At 60.7% G+C, this 16,113-nt stretch carries 14 protein-coding genes and 1 pseudogene; 9 read left to right on the forward strand and 6 right to left on the reverse strand.

Going from position 1 to position 16,113, the window contains the following annotated elements; all coding sequences use genetic code 11:
• Positions 1-34 precede the first annotated feature (34 nt).
• From hisI to CWC48_RS08575, 9 genes and pseudogenes are all read left to right on the forward strand, one after another.
• On the forward strand, positions 35-427 hold the full coding sequence (gene hisI / locus CWC48_RS08540; protein WP_058423690.1) for a phosphoribosyl-AMP cyclohydrolase: 393 nt from the start codon (positions 35-37) through the stop codon (positions 425-427).
• 2 nt (positions 428-429) lie between these two features.
• Entirely contained in the window at positions 430-762 is a 333-nt protein-coding gene (locus CWC48_RS08545; protein ID WP_003209299.1) for a phosphoribosyl-ATP diphosphatase, read from the forward strand.
• Between the two features lie 26 nt (positions 763-788).
• Positions 789-1,067: a twin-arginine translocase TatA/TatE family subunit gene (locus CWC48_RS08550; protein WP_003171180.1), complete on the forward strand. Its 279-nt coding sequence runs from the start codon at positions 789-791 to the stop codon at positions 1,065-1,067.
• Between the two features lie 10 nt (positions 1,068-1,077).
• Positions 1,078-1,482, forward strand: coding sequence for a Sec-independent protein translocase protein TatB (tatB, locus tag CWC48_RS08555; RefSeq protein ID WP_078046485.1), 405 nt, complete (start codon positions 1,078-1,080; stop codon positions 1,480-1,482).
• Positions 1,479-2,267, forward strand: a complete 789-nt coding sequence (gene tatC, locus CWC48_RS08560; RefSeq protein ID WP_025858678.1) for a twin-arginine translocase subunit TatC — start codon at positions 1,479-1,481, stop codon at positions 2,265-2,267. The genes tatB and tatC overlap by 4 nt, the downstream gene beginning before the upstream one ends.
• Positions 2,264-2,971: a 16S rRNA (uracil(1498)-N(3))-methyltransferase gene (locus CWC48_RS08565; protein ID WP_078046484.1), complete on the forward strand. Its 708-nt coding sequence runs from the start codon at positions 2,264-2,266 to the stop codon at positions 2,969-2,971. The genes tatC and CWC48_RS08565 overlap by 4 nt, the downstream gene beginning before the upstream one ends.
• 915 nt (positions 2,972-3,886) lie before the next feature.
• A pseudogene (locus tag CWC48_RS30830) lies at positions 3,887-4,855 on the forward strand (methyl-accepting chemotaxis protein); the annotation flags it as partial.
• A gap of 144 nt (positions 4,856-4,999) precedes the next feature.
• Positions 5,000-5,713, forward strand: coding sequence for a methyl-accepting chemotaxis protein (locus CWC48_RS30835; protein ID WP_371857070.1), 714 nt, complete (start codon positions 5,000-5,002; stop codon positions 5,711-5,713).
• Positions 5,714-5,811: 98 nt separating this feature from the next.
• Positions 5,812-7,719: a methyl-accepting chemotaxis protein gene (locus tag CWC48_RS08575; RefSeq protein ID WP_100491682.1), complete on the forward strand. Its 1,908-nt coding sequence runs from the start codon at positions 5,812-5,814 to the stop codon at positions 7,717-7,719.
• A gap of 41 nt (positions 7,720-7,760) precedes the next feature.
• Here the strand turns inward: CWC48_RS08575 and CWC48_RS08580 are convergent, their stop codons facing one another.
• The 6 genes from CWC48_RS08580 to CWC48_RS08605 form a co-directional block, all read right to left on the reverse strand.
• Entirely contained in the window at positions 7,761-8,495 is a 735-nt protein-coding gene (locus tag CWC48_RS08580) for an amino acid ABC transporter ATP-binding protein (RefSeq protein WP_078046481.1), read from the reverse strand.
• On the reverse strand, positions 8,488-9,447 hold the full coding sequence (locus CWC48_RS08585; RefSeq protein ID WP_071492396.1) for an amino acid ABC transporter permease: 960 nt from the start codon (positions 9,445-9,447) through the stop codon (positions 8,488-8,490). The genes CWC48_RS08580 and CWC48_RS08585 overlap by 8 nt, the downstream gene beginning before the upstream one ends.
• Positions 9,448-9,629: 182 nt before the next feature.
• On the reverse strand, positions 9,630-10,427 hold the full coding sequence (locus CWC48_RS08590; RefSeq protein WP_078046480.1) for a transporter substrate-binding domain-containing protein: 798 nt from the start codon (positions 10,425-10,427) through the stop codon (positions 9,630-9,632).
• Between the two features lie 220 nt (positions 10,428-10,647).
• Positions 10,648-11,448: a transporter substrate-binding domain-containing protein gene (locus CWC48_RS08595; protein ID WP_078046479.1), complete on the reverse strand. Its 801-nt coding sequence runs from the start codon at positions 11,446-11,448 to the stop codon at positions 10,648-10,650.
• A gap of 196 nt (positions 11,449-11,644) precedes the next feature.
• Positions 11,645-14,215, reverse strand: a complete 2,571-nt coding sequence (gene mdoH, locus CWC48_RS08600) for a glucans biosynthesis glucosyltransferase MdoH (protein ID WP_078046478.1) — start codon at positions 14,213-14,215, stop codon at positions 11,645-11,647.
• The gene (locus tag CWC48_RS08605; RefSeq protein ID WP_078050857.1) at positions 14,208-15,944 is read right to left on the reverse strand and encodes a glucan biosynthesis protein G; all 1,737 of its coding nucleotides are present in this window, start codon (positions 15,942-15,944) and stop codon (positions 14,208-14,210) included. Before CWC48_RS08605 ends, mdoH begins: the two co-directional genes overlap by 8 nt.
• Positions 15,945-16,113: the final 169 nt, after the last annotated feature.

Raw genomic sequence — 16,113 nt, forward strand, 5'->3', positions numbered from 1 at the left:
GGTTATACACTGTCGCAAATTGCCGGAGCCGAACATGAAAGACTGGCTGGACGAGATCAAGTGGGACAGTGACGGCCTGGTGCCGGCCATTGCCCAGGACTACAAGACCGGGCGCGTATTGATGATGGCCTGGATGAACCGCGAGGCCCTGAGCCTCACCGCCACTGAGCAGCGCGCCATCTACTGGTCACGCTCGCGTGGCAAACTGTGGCGCAAGGGCGAAGAGTCCGGGCACGTGCAGACCCTGCACGAGATGCGCATCGACTGCGACGCCGACGTGGTGATCCTCATGGTCGAGCAGATCGGCGACATCGCCTGCCACACGGGCCGTCACAGCTGCTTCTATCGCGTGTTCGAGAACGGCGAATGGAAAGTCGTGGAGCCTGTGCTCAAAGACCCGCACGCCATCTACTCGGCAGGACACTAGACATGAGCGATACCCTGAACCGCGTGGCCCAGGTGCTGGAAGACCGCAAAGGCGCAGATGCCGACAGCTCCTACGTCGCCAGCCTGTACCACAAGGGCTTGAACAAGATCCTGGAAAAACTCGGCGAAGAGTCCGTCGAGACCATCATCGCCGCCAAGGACGCGCAGATCAGCGGTGATTGCAGCGATGTCATCTACGAGACCGCCGACTTGTGGTTCCATAGCCTGGTCATGCTCGCCCAACTGGGGCAGCATCCACAGGCTGTGCTGGATGAACTGGACCGTCGCTTCGGCTTGTCCGGGCATGCCGAGAAGGCCTCGCGCCCGTCCGCCTGAATAACTAAGACTAGAGGATTTGCAGCATGGGCATTTTTGACTGGAAACACTGGATCGTCATTCTGGTGGTGGTGGTACTGGTGTTCGGCACCAAGAAACTCAAGAACCTGGGCACTGACGTGGGCGAGTCGATCAAGGGCTTTCGCAAAGCCATGAACGATGACGAAAAACCTGCCGACCCAGCTGCCAACCCTGTGCCTCCGGCCCAGCCTGTGCACCCGCAGGCCACCCAGCCGATCACCGAGCGTCGCACCTTCGACGTGCAGGCTGAGAAAGTCGAAGAGCCGACCCGCAAAGACTCGTGAGCATTGACTAATGTTTGGTATCAGCTTCTCTGAACTGCTCCTCGTCGGCCTCGTGGCCCTGCTGGTGCTGGGGCCGGAACGCCTGCCCGGTGCCGCACGCACGGCCGGCCTGTGGATCGGGCGCCTGAAACGCAGTTTCAACGCCATCAAACAGGAAGTTGAACGGGAAATCGGTGCCGACGAGATCCGCCGGCAACTGCACAACGAACACATCCTCTCGTTGGAGCAGGAAGCACGGAAGATTCTGTCGCCTGTGCAGGAGCCCGCCAAGCCGGTGGAGCCTGTGGCCGAAAACAGCATCGCGCCTGCGACTGAAGCCGCCCCCGTGGCACCGACCGCGCCAACCGAGCCTGCGCCGACGCCTGTTGCGTCGCCCGCGCCCCATGACCCTACATTGCCGCCGCGAGCCCCATGAGCGCTGATAAACCGGAAAACGACCAGCATATGCCGCTGGTCTCGCACCTCACCGAGCTGCGAACCCGCCTGCTGCGTTGCGTAGCGGCCATCTTCATCATCTTTGCCGGGTTGTTCGCTTTTACCCAGCAGATCTACACCTTCGTCTCCACGCCGCTGCGCCAGTACCTGCCGGCCGGTGCGACGATGATTGCCACCGATGTGTCATCGCCGTTCCTCACGCCGCTGAAGCTGACCATGATGGTCTCGCTGTTCCTGGCGATCCCGGTGATCCTGCACCAGATCTGGGGCTTTATCGCACCGGGCCTGTACAAGCATGAGAAGCGCATCGCCGTGCCGTTGCTGGTGTCGAGCATCCTGCTGTTCTACACCGGCATGGCGTTCGCGTATTTCCTGGTGTTCCCGCTGATCTTCAAGTTCTTCGCCGCCGCCACCCCGGCTGGCGTGGAAATGATGACCGACATCACCAGCTACCTCGACTTCGTGATGACGCTGTTCTTCGCCTTTGGCGTGGCCTTCGAAATCCCCGTGGCCGTGGTGCTGCTGGTATGGATCGGCGTGGTCGACGTTAAGTACCTGAAGAAGATCCGTCCGTACGTGATCATCGGCTGCTTTGTGGTCGGCATGATCCTCACGCCACCGGACATCTTCTCCCAGACCCTGCTGGCCGTGCCGATGTGGATGCTGTTCGAGATCGGCATCCTGTTCAGCGGCTTGATCAGCAAGCGCGGCGAACACCCGGATGACCAGCGCGACGACGACCAGCCGCCAGCGACCCAGCCGTGAACCTGCTGCTGCTCGAAGAGGCCGACTTTATCGCGGCCGACCGTGTGGTGCTGCGTGATCGGCGCCTGGTGCACATGCAGGAAGTCCACCGCGCCGCCGTCGGTGACAGCCTGCGCGTCGGCCGTATCGGCGGGCTGATGGGCAATGCGCAACTGGTGCGCCTGGAAACCCGCGAAGCCGAACTGCAAGTCAGCTTCGACCAACCTCCCCCCACCAAATTGCCGCTGACCCTGCTGCTGGCCCTGCCACGCCCGAAAATGCTGCGCCGGGTACTGCAAACCGTGGCCGCCATGGGCGTGCCCAAGGTGGTGCTGGTCAACAGTTATCGGGTCGAGAAAAGCTTCTGGCAAACCCCATTCCTGGAGCCCGAGGCGATTCGCGAGCAACTGATCCTCGGCCTGGAACAGGCACGGGACACAGTGCTGCCCGAAATCGTCATCGAAAAACGCTTCAAACCGTTCGTCGAAGACCGCCTGCCAGCCATGACCGAAGGCACCTTGGGCCTGATCGGCCACCCAGGCGATTACCCCGCGTGCCCGCGTGGGCTGGATGAGCCAGTGACACTGGCAATCGGCCCGGAAGGCGGCTGGATCCCCTACGAAGTCGACCTGCTGGCCAAAGCCGGATTACAACCCGTGCAACTGGGCGCCCGCATCCTGCGCGTCGAAACCGCCGTCACCGCCCTGCTCGCCCGCCTCTTCTGACACCACCTCCCTTGCAGGAGCCGGCATACCGGCGACAAGCATCGGTATCGACAAAGCGTTGCACCAACCAACCCTAACCACGATGCGAAGCGAGCCGCTCTTGATCGTGATCTTGATCTGGCTTTTGATCTGGCTTTTGACCTTAGGCGCCCCGTCAAACACGCTGGCCGGAATTCGACAGGGATTTGGGGGGTAAACCGGCAGGGATGCCGGTTTAGCCGCCCCGCGCCATGGATGGCGCGTGGCGGCGGCCCCCCAAATACCTGGCGGATTACGGGCACACCGAGCCTAGGCGAGGTGCCGAGTGTTGGGGCAAGAGCGTTTTGCTTACTTTTGCGCTTTTCAAAAGTGAGCCGCCGTAAGGGCGGAACCCATAGCAGCCGTTACCCAAGTAACGGATATGTACCCGGTAAGGTCCAACATCGAGGTCGGCTGTCAGGCCGCCTTCGCAGGCAAGCCAGCTCCCACATTTTGGATCGCGGGGCGACAGTTAGTTTGTGGTCGGCTGTCAGGCCGCTTTCGCAGGCAAGCCAGCTCCCACATTTGGATCGCGGGGCGACAGTTAGTTTGGGGTCGTCTGTCAGGCCGCTTTCGCAGGCAAGCCGGCTCCCACATTTGGATCGCGGGGCGACAGTTAGATTGTGGTCGGCTGTCAGGCCGCTTTCGCAGGCAAGCCAGCTCCCACATTTTTGGATCGTGGGGGGACAGTTAGATTGTGGTCGTCTGTCGGGCCGCCTTCGCAGGCAAGCCGGCTGCTACAGAATGTTTCCAACCTGCCGATAACCTTTGAATAAGTCCAAGCCTTGTTCCAGGGGAGTTCGCAGCATGTATCGTTGGTTAGCCGAAAAGCTGGGGAATATCAGCGTCAAAACCAAACTCGGCGTGGGCTTCGGCCTGGTGTTGCTGCTGACATTAATGATCACCTTCACCGGCTGGAGCGGCCTGGGCGATGTGATCAGTCGGGGTGACAAGCTGGGCTTTATCTCCAGCCTCAACGGACTGACCAAAGACCTGCGCCTGGCGCGCCTGGATTTCGAAATGCGGCGCGGCGAACAAGGCACCGATGCGGTCAACGGCCTGCTCACGCAATTGGACAGTGGCCTGAAAAAAGCCGCAGAGCTGATTGAGCAGCCCGCCGACAAGGCCCTGGTGGAACAACAACAGGACGCCTTGAATCAATACAAAAAGGCCTTCGGCGCCATGGTCCAGGCCGGACTCAAACGCGAAGGTGCACGCAGCAAGCTCGGCGACACCGCCGACAATGCCGTGGCCAAGATCAATGAAGTCGAGAAGTCCCTGCTGCAAGGCGACAGCGTCACCCAGTTCAATAGCGTGGTCGACCTGAGCAAGCTGATCCAGCAATCGCGCTTCCAGGTACGCGGCTACACCTACAGCGGCAAAGTCGAAGCCGAGCAACCAGCCCTGGATGCCATCGACAATGCCCTGAAGAAAATCACCGAGCTCGAAGGGCAACTGCCAGCGCAGTACCAGGCCAACCTGCAAGAGGCCAGCGTGTCGTTGCAGGCCTATCGCGCGGCGGTCAGCCAGTACCGCGACTCCCAAGTTGCCAGCGCAGCGGCATTGAAAATCATGACCGCGCAGGGCGATATCCTGCTCGGCCATAGTGAAAAACTCACCGCCTCGCAAACCGTGGTGCGCGACACCGACGCCGCACTGGCCAAGAACTTCCTGCTGCTGGCCACGGCATTGGCGCTGGTCTTCGGCCTGGTCGCCGCCTGGGCCATCACCCGCCAGATCATCATCCCACTGAACCAGACGCTCCAAGTGGCTGAACGCGTGGCCTCGGGCGACCTGAGCCACAACCTGACCTCCATGCGCCAGGATGAACTGGGCCAACTGCAACGCGCCATGCAGAGCATGACTGTCGGCTTGCGTGAGCTGATCGGGGGGATCAGCGACGGCGTCACCCAGATCGCCAGCGCCGCCGAGCAACTCTCGGCCGTGACCGAACAGACCAGCGCCGGGGTCAACAGCCAGAAGGTCGAGACTGACCAGGTAGCAACCGCGATGAATGAAATGGCCGCCACCGTGCAGGAAGTGGCACGCAACGCCGAGGAAGCCTCCGAGGCTGCCGTGGCCGCTGACCAACAAGCCCGTGAGGGCGACAAAGTGGTCGGTGAAGCCATCGCCCAGATCGAACGCCTGGCCACCGAAGTGGGCAACTCCACCGTCGCCATGGGTGATCTGAAGCGCGAAAGCGACAAGATCGGTAGCGTGCTCGACGTGATCAAGTCCGTTGCGCAGCAAACCAACCTGCTGGCCCTCAACGCCGCCATTGAAGCCGCACGCGCAGGGGAAGCCGGGCGGGGCTTCGCGGTGGTGGCCGACGAAGTGCGCAGCCTGGCCCAGCGCACGCAGAAGTCCACCGAAGAGATCGAGGAGCTGATCGTCGGCCTGCAAAACGGCACGCAGCAGGTCGCGACCATCATGGATAACAGCCGTGGCCTGACCGACAGCAGCGTCGAGCTGACGCGCCGTGCCGGCAGCGCCTTGGCGAGCATCACCCGCACAGTCTCGACCATCCAGGCAATGAACTCGCAGATCGCCACCGCCGCCGAGCAGCAAAGCGCAGTGGCCGAAGAGATCAATCGCAGCGTGCTGAATGTGCGTGATGTGTCGGAACAAACCTCTTCGGCCAGTGAAGAGACCGCGGCGTCCAGCGCCGAGTTGGCACGCCTGGGTATTTACCTGCAAACGCTGGTAGGGCGCTTCCGCATCTAACGTATAGCTTGTGAAATTTCCTACGTAGTTATCAGCCCAGCATGACTCCGAATCGAATTAGCGTTTGCGAAACGCTTTTTCAGATTCGGAGGTTCACCATGTTCTCTCGGCTGACCCGCCTGCTGGTCAATGCCAGCATCCGCCTCAAGCTCTCCGTGGGGTTTGGCCAGGTGCTGATCCTCAGCTTGGTCATCGCCATGACCGGTTGGCAGGCCTTGAATGCGGTGTTGTTCCGTTCAAGCAACCTGACAGCCTTAAGCAAGGTGGCCATCATCGCTGAAGCCATGCGCGCGGACCGTATCGTTTACCGAACGCTGGCGGACACCGCCAGCCTGGGCAAAATGGCGCAGCAGATTGCCCACATCGATCAACACCTGGGCTACCTGGCGAAGCACTTGAAGAACCCGGTCGACCTGCAGCATATCCAGGAAGCGCAAGGCCTGGTGACGCGCTTCAAGACCGCACTGGTGGAACTGCCACCGTTGATCGAACGGCGTGAAAACATCCGGCCGCCCCTGCATGCGACGGCGCTCCAGGCCAGTGACACCCTCACACAACTGGCCAGCGAGTTACCCGACCAACAGGACCAGCAAGCGTTGAATGCCATCGAAAACCTGCGCCAAGTCATGGAGCAAGCCGAGGATCGCGCCCAGAGCCCCGCCTGGGCGGCCGAGTCGCTGCAAGCCTACGCCGAAGCTGTCAGCAACGCCCTTAATGCCCTTGACGTCGCCCAGGCTGCCGTAACTGACCTGCCGGCCGACTCCACGCTGCTTAAAGCCGACCTGGCGAACTATCGCGAGCAGTTGCTGGCACTCAAGGACGCTCAAGTCACCACCGAAACTGCGCAGAATCAGTTTGAACAGCAGCTCAACCAGTTGCTCGACCAAAACGACGCGGTCAGCCGGGCCCAGACCCTCATGCGCGACAGGGAAACAGAGCACACGCGAACCCTGCTCATCAGCGTCACGGTTGCTGCCCTGCTGCTCGGCACCCTAGCGGCCTGGTGGATCGCCCGCCAGATTGCCGTGCCATTACGCCAGGTACTCGTTTGCGCCAACCGCATCGCGCAAGGTGATCTCAGCCACGATATCCAAGTGAAGCGCCGCGATGAGTTGGGCCAACTGCAGCAAACCATCAGTGACATGACCCGCAACCTGCGCAGCCTGATCAGCGGCATCGGCGACAGCGCCCGCCAGATCGCCAGTGCCGCCACGCAGTTGTCGGCCGTCACTGCGCAGACCCGCACTGGCATCAATAACCAGAAAGACGAAACCGACCAGGTGGCGACCGCCATGAACGAAATGCTCGCCACCGCCCAGGAGGTCGCCCGGCATGCCGAGCAAGCGTCAATCGCGGCGAATGAAGCCGATCTACAAGCCAGCGCCGGGGACAAAGTGGTGACACAGGCCGTTGAGCAAATTGGCCAGTTGGCGGAGGAGATGGCTCTTTCGGGTCGTGCGATGCTGGCATTGCAGCAAGAAAGCCAGAAGATCGGCAGCGTATTGGACGTGATCAAATCGGTGTCCCAACAGACCAACCTGCTGGCGCTGAACGCCGCCATTGAAGCCGCCCGCGCGGGCACTGCCGGCGAAGGCTTTGCGGTGGTCGCCGATGAAGTCCGCAGCCTGGCACAGCGCACCCAGGAATCGGCCGAAGAAATCGAAGGGCTGATCCAGGGACTGCACACCGGCACCCAACAGGTCGCCGACATCATGGACAGCAGTCGCACCTTGACCGACTACAGTGTCGAACTGACCCGTGACGCCGGGGATGCACTGGCGGCAATTGCCCGCACGGTCTCTGTCATCCAGGAAATGAACCCGCAGATCGCCGCGGCCGCAGAGGAACAAAGCGCGGTGGCCGAAGAGATCAATCGCAGTGTGTTAAAGGTGCGGGATGTATCGGAGCAGACAGCCGCTGCCAGCGAGGAAACGGCGACGGCGAGTGTTCAGCTGACCAAACTAAGCCTGGATTTGCAGACGCTGGTTAGCAAATTCAGGCTTTGAGCCCAGTGTCGCGCCTGTCACTGTGGTGAGCGAACGCGAACCTAGAGGACCTGGCGCAGGAACGCTTGAGCCCGTGGGTCTTTCGGCGCATCAAAAAACTCGGCCGGGGCGGCATCTTCAAGCAATTTGCCGTGATCGAAGAACAACACCCGGTCCGCCACTTCGCGGGCAAAGCCCATTTCGTGGGTGACGCAGACCATGGTCATGCCTTCAAGGGCCAGGGTCTTCATCACATCCAGCACTTCGCCGACCATTTCCGGGTCCAGTGCCGAGGTGGGTTCATCGAAAAGCATCACCTTGGGTTCCATCGCCAGGGCACGGGCAATCGCCACCCGTTGCTGCTGACCACCGGACAAGCGTGAGGGGAATTCGTTGGCCTTCTGCGCAATGCCGACCTTTTCCAGCAACGCCAGCGCCTTGGCTTCACGCTCCTTCTTGCCGCGCTTGCGCACGACTTTTTGCGCCAGGCACAGGTTTTCCAGCACGGTCATGTGGGGGAACAGGTTGAAATGCTGGAACACCATACCGACTTCGCGGCGATAGGCGTTCACGTCGGTTTTTGGATCAGCCAGTTGCAGGCCGTCGATGCTCACCGAACCCGAGTCGAATTCTTCCAGGCCATTGAGGCAGCGCAGGAAGGTGGACTTGCCGGAGCCGGACGGGCCAATCACCACCAGCACTTCGCCTTTGGCCACCTGGGTGGTCACGTTGTCGACCGCACGGACCACATGGCCACGGGTGTCGAAGACTTTTACCAGATCGCGGACTTCAATCACTTTGCGCGAGCCTCCGCTCAAGCCGGCTGGCCATTTTCGACAGCGGCAGGTTGATCAGCAGGTACAGGCCTGCGACACAGAACAGGATTTCAAACGGCGAGAACGAGGTGGTGATCACTTCGCGTCCGCTCTTGAGCAGCTCGGTAATCGCGATCACCGACACCAAGGATGTGTCCTTGACCAGGCTGATAAATTGCCCGGCCAGCGGCGGCAGCACACGCTTGAACGCCTGCGGCAATACCACATGGCGCATCGACTGGCTGGCACTCAGGCCCAGAGACCGCGCAGCTTCGTTCTGGCCGCGGGTGATGGACTGCACACCCGCGCGGACGATCTCCGCCACATAGGCGCCGGTAAACAGCGACAGCGCGGCGATCCCGGCGAACTCCCGGGACAGGTTGAGCACCGTGCCGATGAAGAAATAGAAAATGAAGATCTGCACCAATAGCGGCGTTCCGCGCACCAGTTCGACGTAAATCGTCGACAGATCCCGCAATGTCGGGTTGCTGGACAAACGGCACAACCCAGTCGCCAGGCCGATCGCCAGGCCCAGGATGCCGGACACCACCGACAGCCACAGCGTGGTCCACAAGCCCCACATCAACGGCCCCAACGCCCACTGCCGGGTCACACCGACAACATCGCCTTCGGCCACATCGTCGCCGCGCGCCACTTGCAGGCTGTTGTCGGCAACGGTCAGCTTTTGCTCGGCGCCGGCGTCGTTGCGCAGGGTCACCTCGGCCACATCGCCCTTGCGTACCAACTCCACCACCGTGGAAATGTCAGCGGCGCGCTGGGAGGTTTCGGCCTGGTAGGCGAAGTACTGCGGTACGCGGTTCCAGCGCCACTCGTAGGACATCAACGAGGTGGCGTAGTACAAGGCGCCGGCCAGGCCGACCAGCACGACCACGGTAAGCAGGTGCCAGGGCCATTGGGCTTTTTTCTGTTTCATTACTCAACATCCAAAAAAAGTCTAAGGCAAGCGCCTTTGCGTAGTGAGCGGGCTTGCCCCGCGCTGGGTGGCGAAGCCGCCCTAAGACCAGACGCCGCGGTGTTTCAGAAAGACCGAGGTGTATGGATTTGGGGCGGCTTCGCCACCCAGCGCGGGGCAAGCCCGCTCACTACAAACCAGCCTTATTCCATGTCCTTGAGCCACTCGGAGCTCTTGAACCACTTGTCATGGATGCGATCGTAGGTGCCGTCGTTGCGGATCTGGTGCAGGAAGTTGTTGATGAAGTTGATGCTGTCGTAGTCGCCCTTCTTCAGGCCAAACGCCAGGGGCTCGAAGGTGAAGGGTTCTTCCAGGAATACCAGCTTGCCGTTACCGACTTTTTTCTCGGCAACCACGTTGTACGGCGCGTCATATACAAAGGCATCGGCCTTGCCGTTGACCACGTCCAGCACGCCTTCCTGCTCGTTGTCGTAACCGTGGTACTTGGCCTTGGAGATCAGTTTCTTGGCGACCATCTCACCGGTGGTGCCCAGCTTCGAGGTCAGACGGTACTTCTCGTCATTCAGGTCTTTGTAGGACTTGATGGTGCCTTCTAGGTCCTTGCGGATCAGCAGGGTCTGGCCGACCACGATGAAGGGTTCGCTGAAATTCAGGCGCAGGTTGCGTTCCTGGGTCAGGGTCATGCCGCTGCCGATCATGTCGAACTTGCCGGTCAGGAAGGCCGGGATGATGCCGTCGTAGCCGGTGGAGACCAACTCCAACTTGACGCCCATGGACTTGGCCATGGCCTTGAGGATGTCGACTTCGAAACCGATGATCTCACCGCGCTTGTCTGTCATTTCGAACGGCATGTAAGTCGGGTCCATGCCGACTTTCAGCGTGCCGCGCTTGACCGCATCATCGATAGCACCCGCCTGGGCAGCAGTGGCCGCGACCAGCGCGGTGACGCCAAGCAGCAGCATCGAAAGATACTTTTTCATCATCAAGTCCCCTGAACGATTCTTATGAGGTCGGCGCGCAAAAAGGGCTGCACCATTTCGGGGTGCGATCCTAACCCACTCGTCTCTCGTCACAAAGGTTTCACGGCTATTTGTTATCGGCATATGTCGGAAAAGCCCCACAAAGGTGCGGCAAAACGCAGCTATAGACACATGGGCACACGGCACCGGCAACGGATTGATGTGTAAGCAGTTATGACTTTCAGTCGATTTCCACCAGCCAGGCCGTGTCTTTAAACCACTTGTCGTGCAGCCGATCATAGGTTCCGTCCTGGGCCACTTGGTTGAGGAAGTGATTGATCCAGTTGAGGCTGTCGAAATCACCTTTTTTCAATCCGAATGCCAGGGGTTCGAAGGTGAAGGGTTGCTCAAGCGCCAGCAGCGCACTGTTTTCCGGGCGACTCAAGGCGATCAGGTTGTAGGGCGCGTCATGGATAAAGGCATCGGCCTTGCCCTGCAGCAATTGGCGTACGCCTTCCTCGGGCGTCGCAAAACTGCTGATCCGGGCCGCGCCTAAAAAGCGCCGGGCGGCCGCCTCACCCGTGGTGCCTTCGGTGGTAGCAATCCGGTAACTGGCATCGTCGAGGTCCTCGACACTGGTGACCTTGCCCAGGAACCTTGGGTGCAACAACACTGACTGGCCAACGACAATGAACGAATCGCTGAAATTCAGCTTGAGGTTGCGCTCTTGGGTGACCGTCATGCCGCTGCCGATCAGGTCGAATTTTTTCGCCATCAACCCCGCCACCAACTCGGTGTAGGGCACGGATACCAATTCGAGTTCCACCCCCAGCGCTTGGCTCATGACCCTGAGCAAGTCGATTTCAAAACCGACGATGCGCCCCTGTTTATCCGTCATCTCGAAAGGCACGTAGGTGGGCGTGGTGCCGACCTTCAGCACGCCGCGTCGTACCGCGTCGTCAATCGCGCCGGCCTGTGCCAGGCCCATGTGAATCAATGCGACAGCGCTTATCAGCAGTGCCGAACAAAAACCTTTGCTCATGAATACCCCAGTGACACGTCAAATCCGGGGGCGATGCTAACTCAGTCCCAGGCACGGCAATACGCCTCGGACCAAGGTCTTTTGTTTCGAAATAGTTTATAAAAAACAGAGAGTTAGCGTAGGAAGGACGGAGCAGGAAACGCTGTAGGACCAGCGCTTGAAACGCCCCCGAGGCGAGCCCTCGGGGGCGTCTGAATCAGGCCGGTTGGGCCTGGGACGACAGCGGTTGCAATGGCAGCAACGGTGCGTGCGGATCAGCCTTGATCGACTCCCGCCAGGCGGCGAGCCACTCGGCATGGCCTTCGCTCCAGACCTGTTCATGCAGGCGGGCCAAGGCTACCGGGTCACTGAGCAAGGCCAGGCGTTCACCGTTGTTGAGACCGGCAGGGCCGACCTTCAATGCGTGACGCACACGCTCGGCACGCAGGTACTCGATCGGCTCGGCCTGGGCATGGCGCGAGGTTGCCAGGGCACAGGCCAGGGCGTTCTGCTGCGGGTCGACCACCGAACGCACGAAGCCGTCGTTAAGCGCGTGCCAACGGTTTTCGTGGGTGTACTTGTCGGTCGAGAGCAGCGCCTGCGGCGGATTGTATTCCTCAGGGATCAGGAACAGGCTCTCGTCGCGGGACTTGAGGCCCAGGCCAACACGGCTGGAGATCACCGATACCGGGATCGACAGCATCAGCGAACCGACAATCGGCACCAGCCACCACAGGAAGCTCGGGTTCAACCACACCACCAGCAGCGCCCACAGGAAGCCCAGCAGGGTTTGTGGACCATGGCGCTTGACTGCCTCGCTCCAAGGGGTGGAGTCGTCGTCACGCTGCGGCGAGTTCCAGGTCGCAGCCCAACCGAGGAACGCGGCGAGCACGAAGCGGGTGTGGAAGATCATCCGCACCGGTGCCAGCAGCATGGAGAACAGCATCTCCAGCAGCATCGACAAGGTCACCTTGAACTTGCCGCCGAACTCTTTTGCGCCCTTGGCCCAGATCAGGATGATGCTCAGCAGTTTTGGCAGGAACAACAGCACGATAGTGGTGGAGAACAGCGCTACCGCCTTGTCCGGATGCCATTGCGGCCACAGTGGGTACAACTGGCGTGGCGCCATGAAGTACTGCGGTTCCATCAGGGTGTTCACCGCCAGCAAGGCCGTGGACAGCACCAGGAACAGGAACCACAACGGCGCCGACAGGTAGGACATCACGCCGGTCAGGAACACCGCGCGGTGTACCGGGTGCATGCCCTTGACCAGGAACAGGCGGAAGTTCATCAGGTTACCGTGGCACCAGCGACGGTCACGCTTGAGTTCGTCCAGCAGGTTCGGCGGCAGTTCTTCGTAGCTGCCTGGCAGGTCGTAGGCAATCCACACGCCCCAGCCAGCACGGCGCATCAACGCTGCTTCAACGAAGTCGTGGGACAGAATGGAACCGGCGAACGCGCCTTTGCCCGGCAATGGCGCCAGGGCGCAGTGCTCGATGAACGGCTTCATGCGGATGATCGCGTTGTGACCCCAGTAGTGGGATTCACCCAACTGCCAGAAGTGCAGGCCGGCGGTGAACAGCGGGCCGTAGACGCGGGTCGCGAACTGCTGCATGCGCGCATACAGGGTGTCCATGCCCGACGCACGCGGCGCGGTCTGGATAATCCCGGCATCCGGCGTGGCTTCCATCAAGCGCACCAGGCTGGTCAGGCATTCGCCGCTCATCACGCTGTCAGCGTCGAGCACGACCATGTATTTATAGTCACCGCCCCAGCGACGGCAGAAGTCGTCGAGGTTGCCGCTCTTGCGCTTTACGCGACGGCGACGACGGCGATAGAAGATCTTGCCGAAACCACCGGCTTCGCGGCACACGTCAAGCCAGGCTTGCTGTTCGGCGATGCAGATGTCGGCCTCGTTACTGTCGCTGAGCACGAAGAAGTCGAAACGATCCAGATCACCGGTGGCGGCGACCGACTCGAACGTCGCGCGCAGGCCGGCAAACACCCGGGGCACGTCTTCGTTGCAGATCGGCATTACCAGCGCGGTACGGGCGTCTTTTGGAATCGGCTCGTCGCCGGCACTTTTACCGGAGATCCGGTATTTATCGTGGCCGGTAAGCAACTCCAGGAAGCCCATCAACGCGGTCCAGAAACCCGCCGACACCCAGCAGAACAAGATCCCGAACATGATCAGGATGCTGGTTTGTAGGGCGTAAGGCAGTACCTGGGTAGCGGTTTGCAACAGGGTCTGGTTGCGGATTTCGTCGAAGTCGACCAGCGACCAGCCCTGGTACGGCATGATGCCTTTCATGTACCAGCCGGCAACGATGGTCTGGCCGAGCATCAGCACCAGCAGGATGTAACGGCGGATCGAGCCGACGGTACGCCAGCGGGCGGCCGGCAATACGCGCTCATCCTTCGGTGGGGCCGGTGGGTTGCTGCGCCCGGTGATACGGCGCCAGCCGCGCACCAGGATGTTGGTGCGCCATGGCTCCGGTACCACGCGGGTACGACGAATCGGCGGCGTGGCCTTGAGGCACACGCGACCCTCAGCGTCGAGCGCCAGCATTTCGGCGTCTTGCAGCTCTTCGGCCGTGTTGAGGGTCAACCGCGTGCCAACCGATGCCTGGGCGGCATCAGTGGGCGCGTCGAAGGTTTTCGACGACAAGCGCTCGTGCAACTCGGTGAAAGATGTGCAGCCCGCCAGTTCGGCGCGCTGCTCAGCGGTCATCGGTAGATGCGCCAGGTACTCGGACAGAGTCTCGGGCGTTACTTGAGAATTACTCATCGGCAGGCAACTGATAGCTCCAGGTCTCGGTCAGGACTTGTTCTGTCTTGATCGGCTCCGGCGTGGCTGGGGCAGCTTCTGGCTGCTTGGCTTCCTTGTCTTTCGCGTCTTTCTTGGCCTGTTTCTCGTGTTGCTTGGCCAGGACCTTGTCAGCCTTGAGCACGTGGCTGGTGTCCTGCTCAGGAGCGGGCGGCGGAACGTCCTGCACCAGTGCAGCGCGCATTTCGGTCGGCTTGCCTGCGTCCTTGATCTTCATCCGCAGGGTCAAGCGCCAGCCCTTGGTGTGCTCGTTGTAGCGCACGCTGTTTTCAACCAGTTCGGCGTTGTCGCTGACACTCACCTGGCTGCGCACGGCGGCATCCGACGGCAGGGCCTTGAGGGACGGGCCCTCGAAGTCCACCAGGTAGGCCACGCTGCCGTCAGGCTGGCGGATCAGGTTGGATTGCTTCACGTCGCCGGTGGAACGCAGGGTCTGCTTGACCCAGGCGCTGTCGGTCGGGTGCAGCGACTTTTCGTCCATGGTCCAGTGCAGACGGTAGGAAACGTCCAGCGGCTTGCCGACTTCTGGCAGCTCCGCAGGGCTCCAGAACGCAACGATGTTGTCGTTGGTTTCATCGGCAGTCGGGATCTCTACCAGGTTGACGGTGCCTTTGCCCCAGTCGCCCTCAGGCTCGATCCAGGCGCTTGGGCGCTTGTCGTAGTTGTCGTCGAGGTCTTCGTAGTGGCTGAAATCACGGCCACGTTGCAGCAGGCCGAAACCACGCGGGTTCTCTACGGTGAAGTTGCTGACCGACAGGTGTTTAGGGTTGTTCAGCGGACGCCAGATCCACTCGCCATTGCCGGCATGGATCGACAGGCCGCTGGAATCGTGCAGCTCACGACGGTAGTTGAGTACTTTCGACGGCTGGTTGGCGCCGAACAGGTACATGCTGGTCAACGGGGCAACCCCCAGTTTGCTGACCTTGTCGCGAAGGAACATCTGGGATTTCACGTCGACAATGGTGTCGGTGCCCGGGCGCAGCGTCAGGCGATAAGCACCGGTAGCGCGTGGGGAGTCCAACAGGGCGAAGATCACCAGTTGTTTCTCACCCGGCTTCGGACGTTCGATCCAGAACTCGGTAAACCGCGGGAATTCTTCGCCGGATGGCAATGCAGTGTCGATCGCCATGCCACGGGCGGACAAGCCGTAGGCCTGGCCCTTGCCAACCACGCGGAAATAACTCGCGCCCAGCATGGTCATGATTTCGTCTTGCTTGTCGGCCTTGTTGATCGGGTACAGCACACGGAAGCCGGCATAACCCAGCTGTTCAGTGGCTTTAGGATCAAACTTCACGTCGCCGAAGTCGAAGCGCGTCGGGTCGTACTTGATTTCCTGGACGCTGTCGGCGGTGACTTCGTTGATTTTCACCGGTGTATCGAAGTGCATACCCTGGTGATAGAAGGACAGCTTGAACGGGGTGTTTTGATCTGCCCACTCGGCTTTTTCGTTACGGAAACGAATCTTCTGGTAGTCCGCGAATTTCATTTCGCGGAACTCGTTCGGCAGATTGCTGCGCGGAGCTTCGTATTTCTGCCCGGCCAGCTCTTTTGCCTTGGCCGACACATCATCCAGACTGAATGCCCACAGTTGACCCGCGCCGAACAGGCAAAACAGGGCGGAGCCCGTCACCAGTGCGTTTCGTAACCGTTTGGCAGACAATTTTGGTGCATTACAGGGACTAACAATCACGAGCAACCCTCGCCGAAAACAGATCAAAAAACCAACGGCCAGCTATCTATATGCCAGGTTGGCGAGCATTGTTCCGACTCCCCTGGGTCAAAATGATTCCCCAATGGCTATCGGACAAGTCTCTACCTAAGTCAAAAATGGACCAAACAACGCTGATCCCCGTAGCGCG

It is taken from the genome of Pseudomonas sp. S10E 269 (assembly GCF_002798465.1).
GTDB lineage: Bacteria > Pseudomonadota > Gammaproteobacteria > Pseudomonadales > Pseudomonadaceae > Aquipseudomonas > Aquipseudomonas pergaminensis.

Coding starts and splice junctions, on each gene's coding strand:
- hisI (WP_058423690.1), top strand. CDS start 35: ATGAAAGACTGGCTGGACGAGATCAAGTGGGACAGTGACGGCCTGGTG.
- CWC48_RS08545 (WP_003209299.1), top strand. CDS start 430: ATGAGCGATACCCTGAACCGCGTGGCCCAGGTGCTGGAAGACCGCAAA.
- CWC48_RS08550 (WP_003171180.1), top strand. CDS start 789: ATGGGCATTTTTGACTGGAAACACTGGATCGTCATTCTGGTGGTGGTG.
- tatB (WP_078046485.1), top strand. CDS start 1,078: ATGTTTGGTATCAGCTTCTCTGAACTGCTCCTCGTCGGCCTCGTGGCC.
- tatC (WP_025858678.1), top strand. CDS start 1,479: ATGAGCGCTGATAAACCGGAAAACGACCAGCATATGCCGCTGGTCTCG.
- CWC48_RS30835 (WP_371857070.1), top strand. CDS start 5,000: ATGAATGAAATGGCCGCCACCGTGCAGGAAGTGGCACGCAACGCCGAG.
- CWC48_RS08575 (WP_100491682.1), top strand. CDS start 5,812: ATGTTCTCTCGGCTGACCCGCCTGCTGGTCAATGCCAGCATCCGCCTC.
- CWC48_RS08585 (WP_071492396.1), bottom strand. CDS start 9,447: ATGAAACAGAAAAAAGCCCAATGGCCCTGGCACCTGCTTACCGTGGTC.
- CWC48_RS08590 (WP_078046480.1), bottom strand. CDS start 10,427: ATGAAAAAGTATCTTTCGATGCTGCTGCTTGGCGTCACCGCGCTGGTC.
- CWC48_RS08595 (WP_078046479.1), bottom strand. CDS start 11,448: ATGAGCAAAGGTTTTTGTTCGGCACTGCTGATAAGCGCTGTCGCATTG.
- mdoH (WP_078046478.1), bottom strand. CDS start 14,215: ATGAGTAATTCTCAAGTAACGCCCGAGACTCTGTCCGAGTACCTGGCG.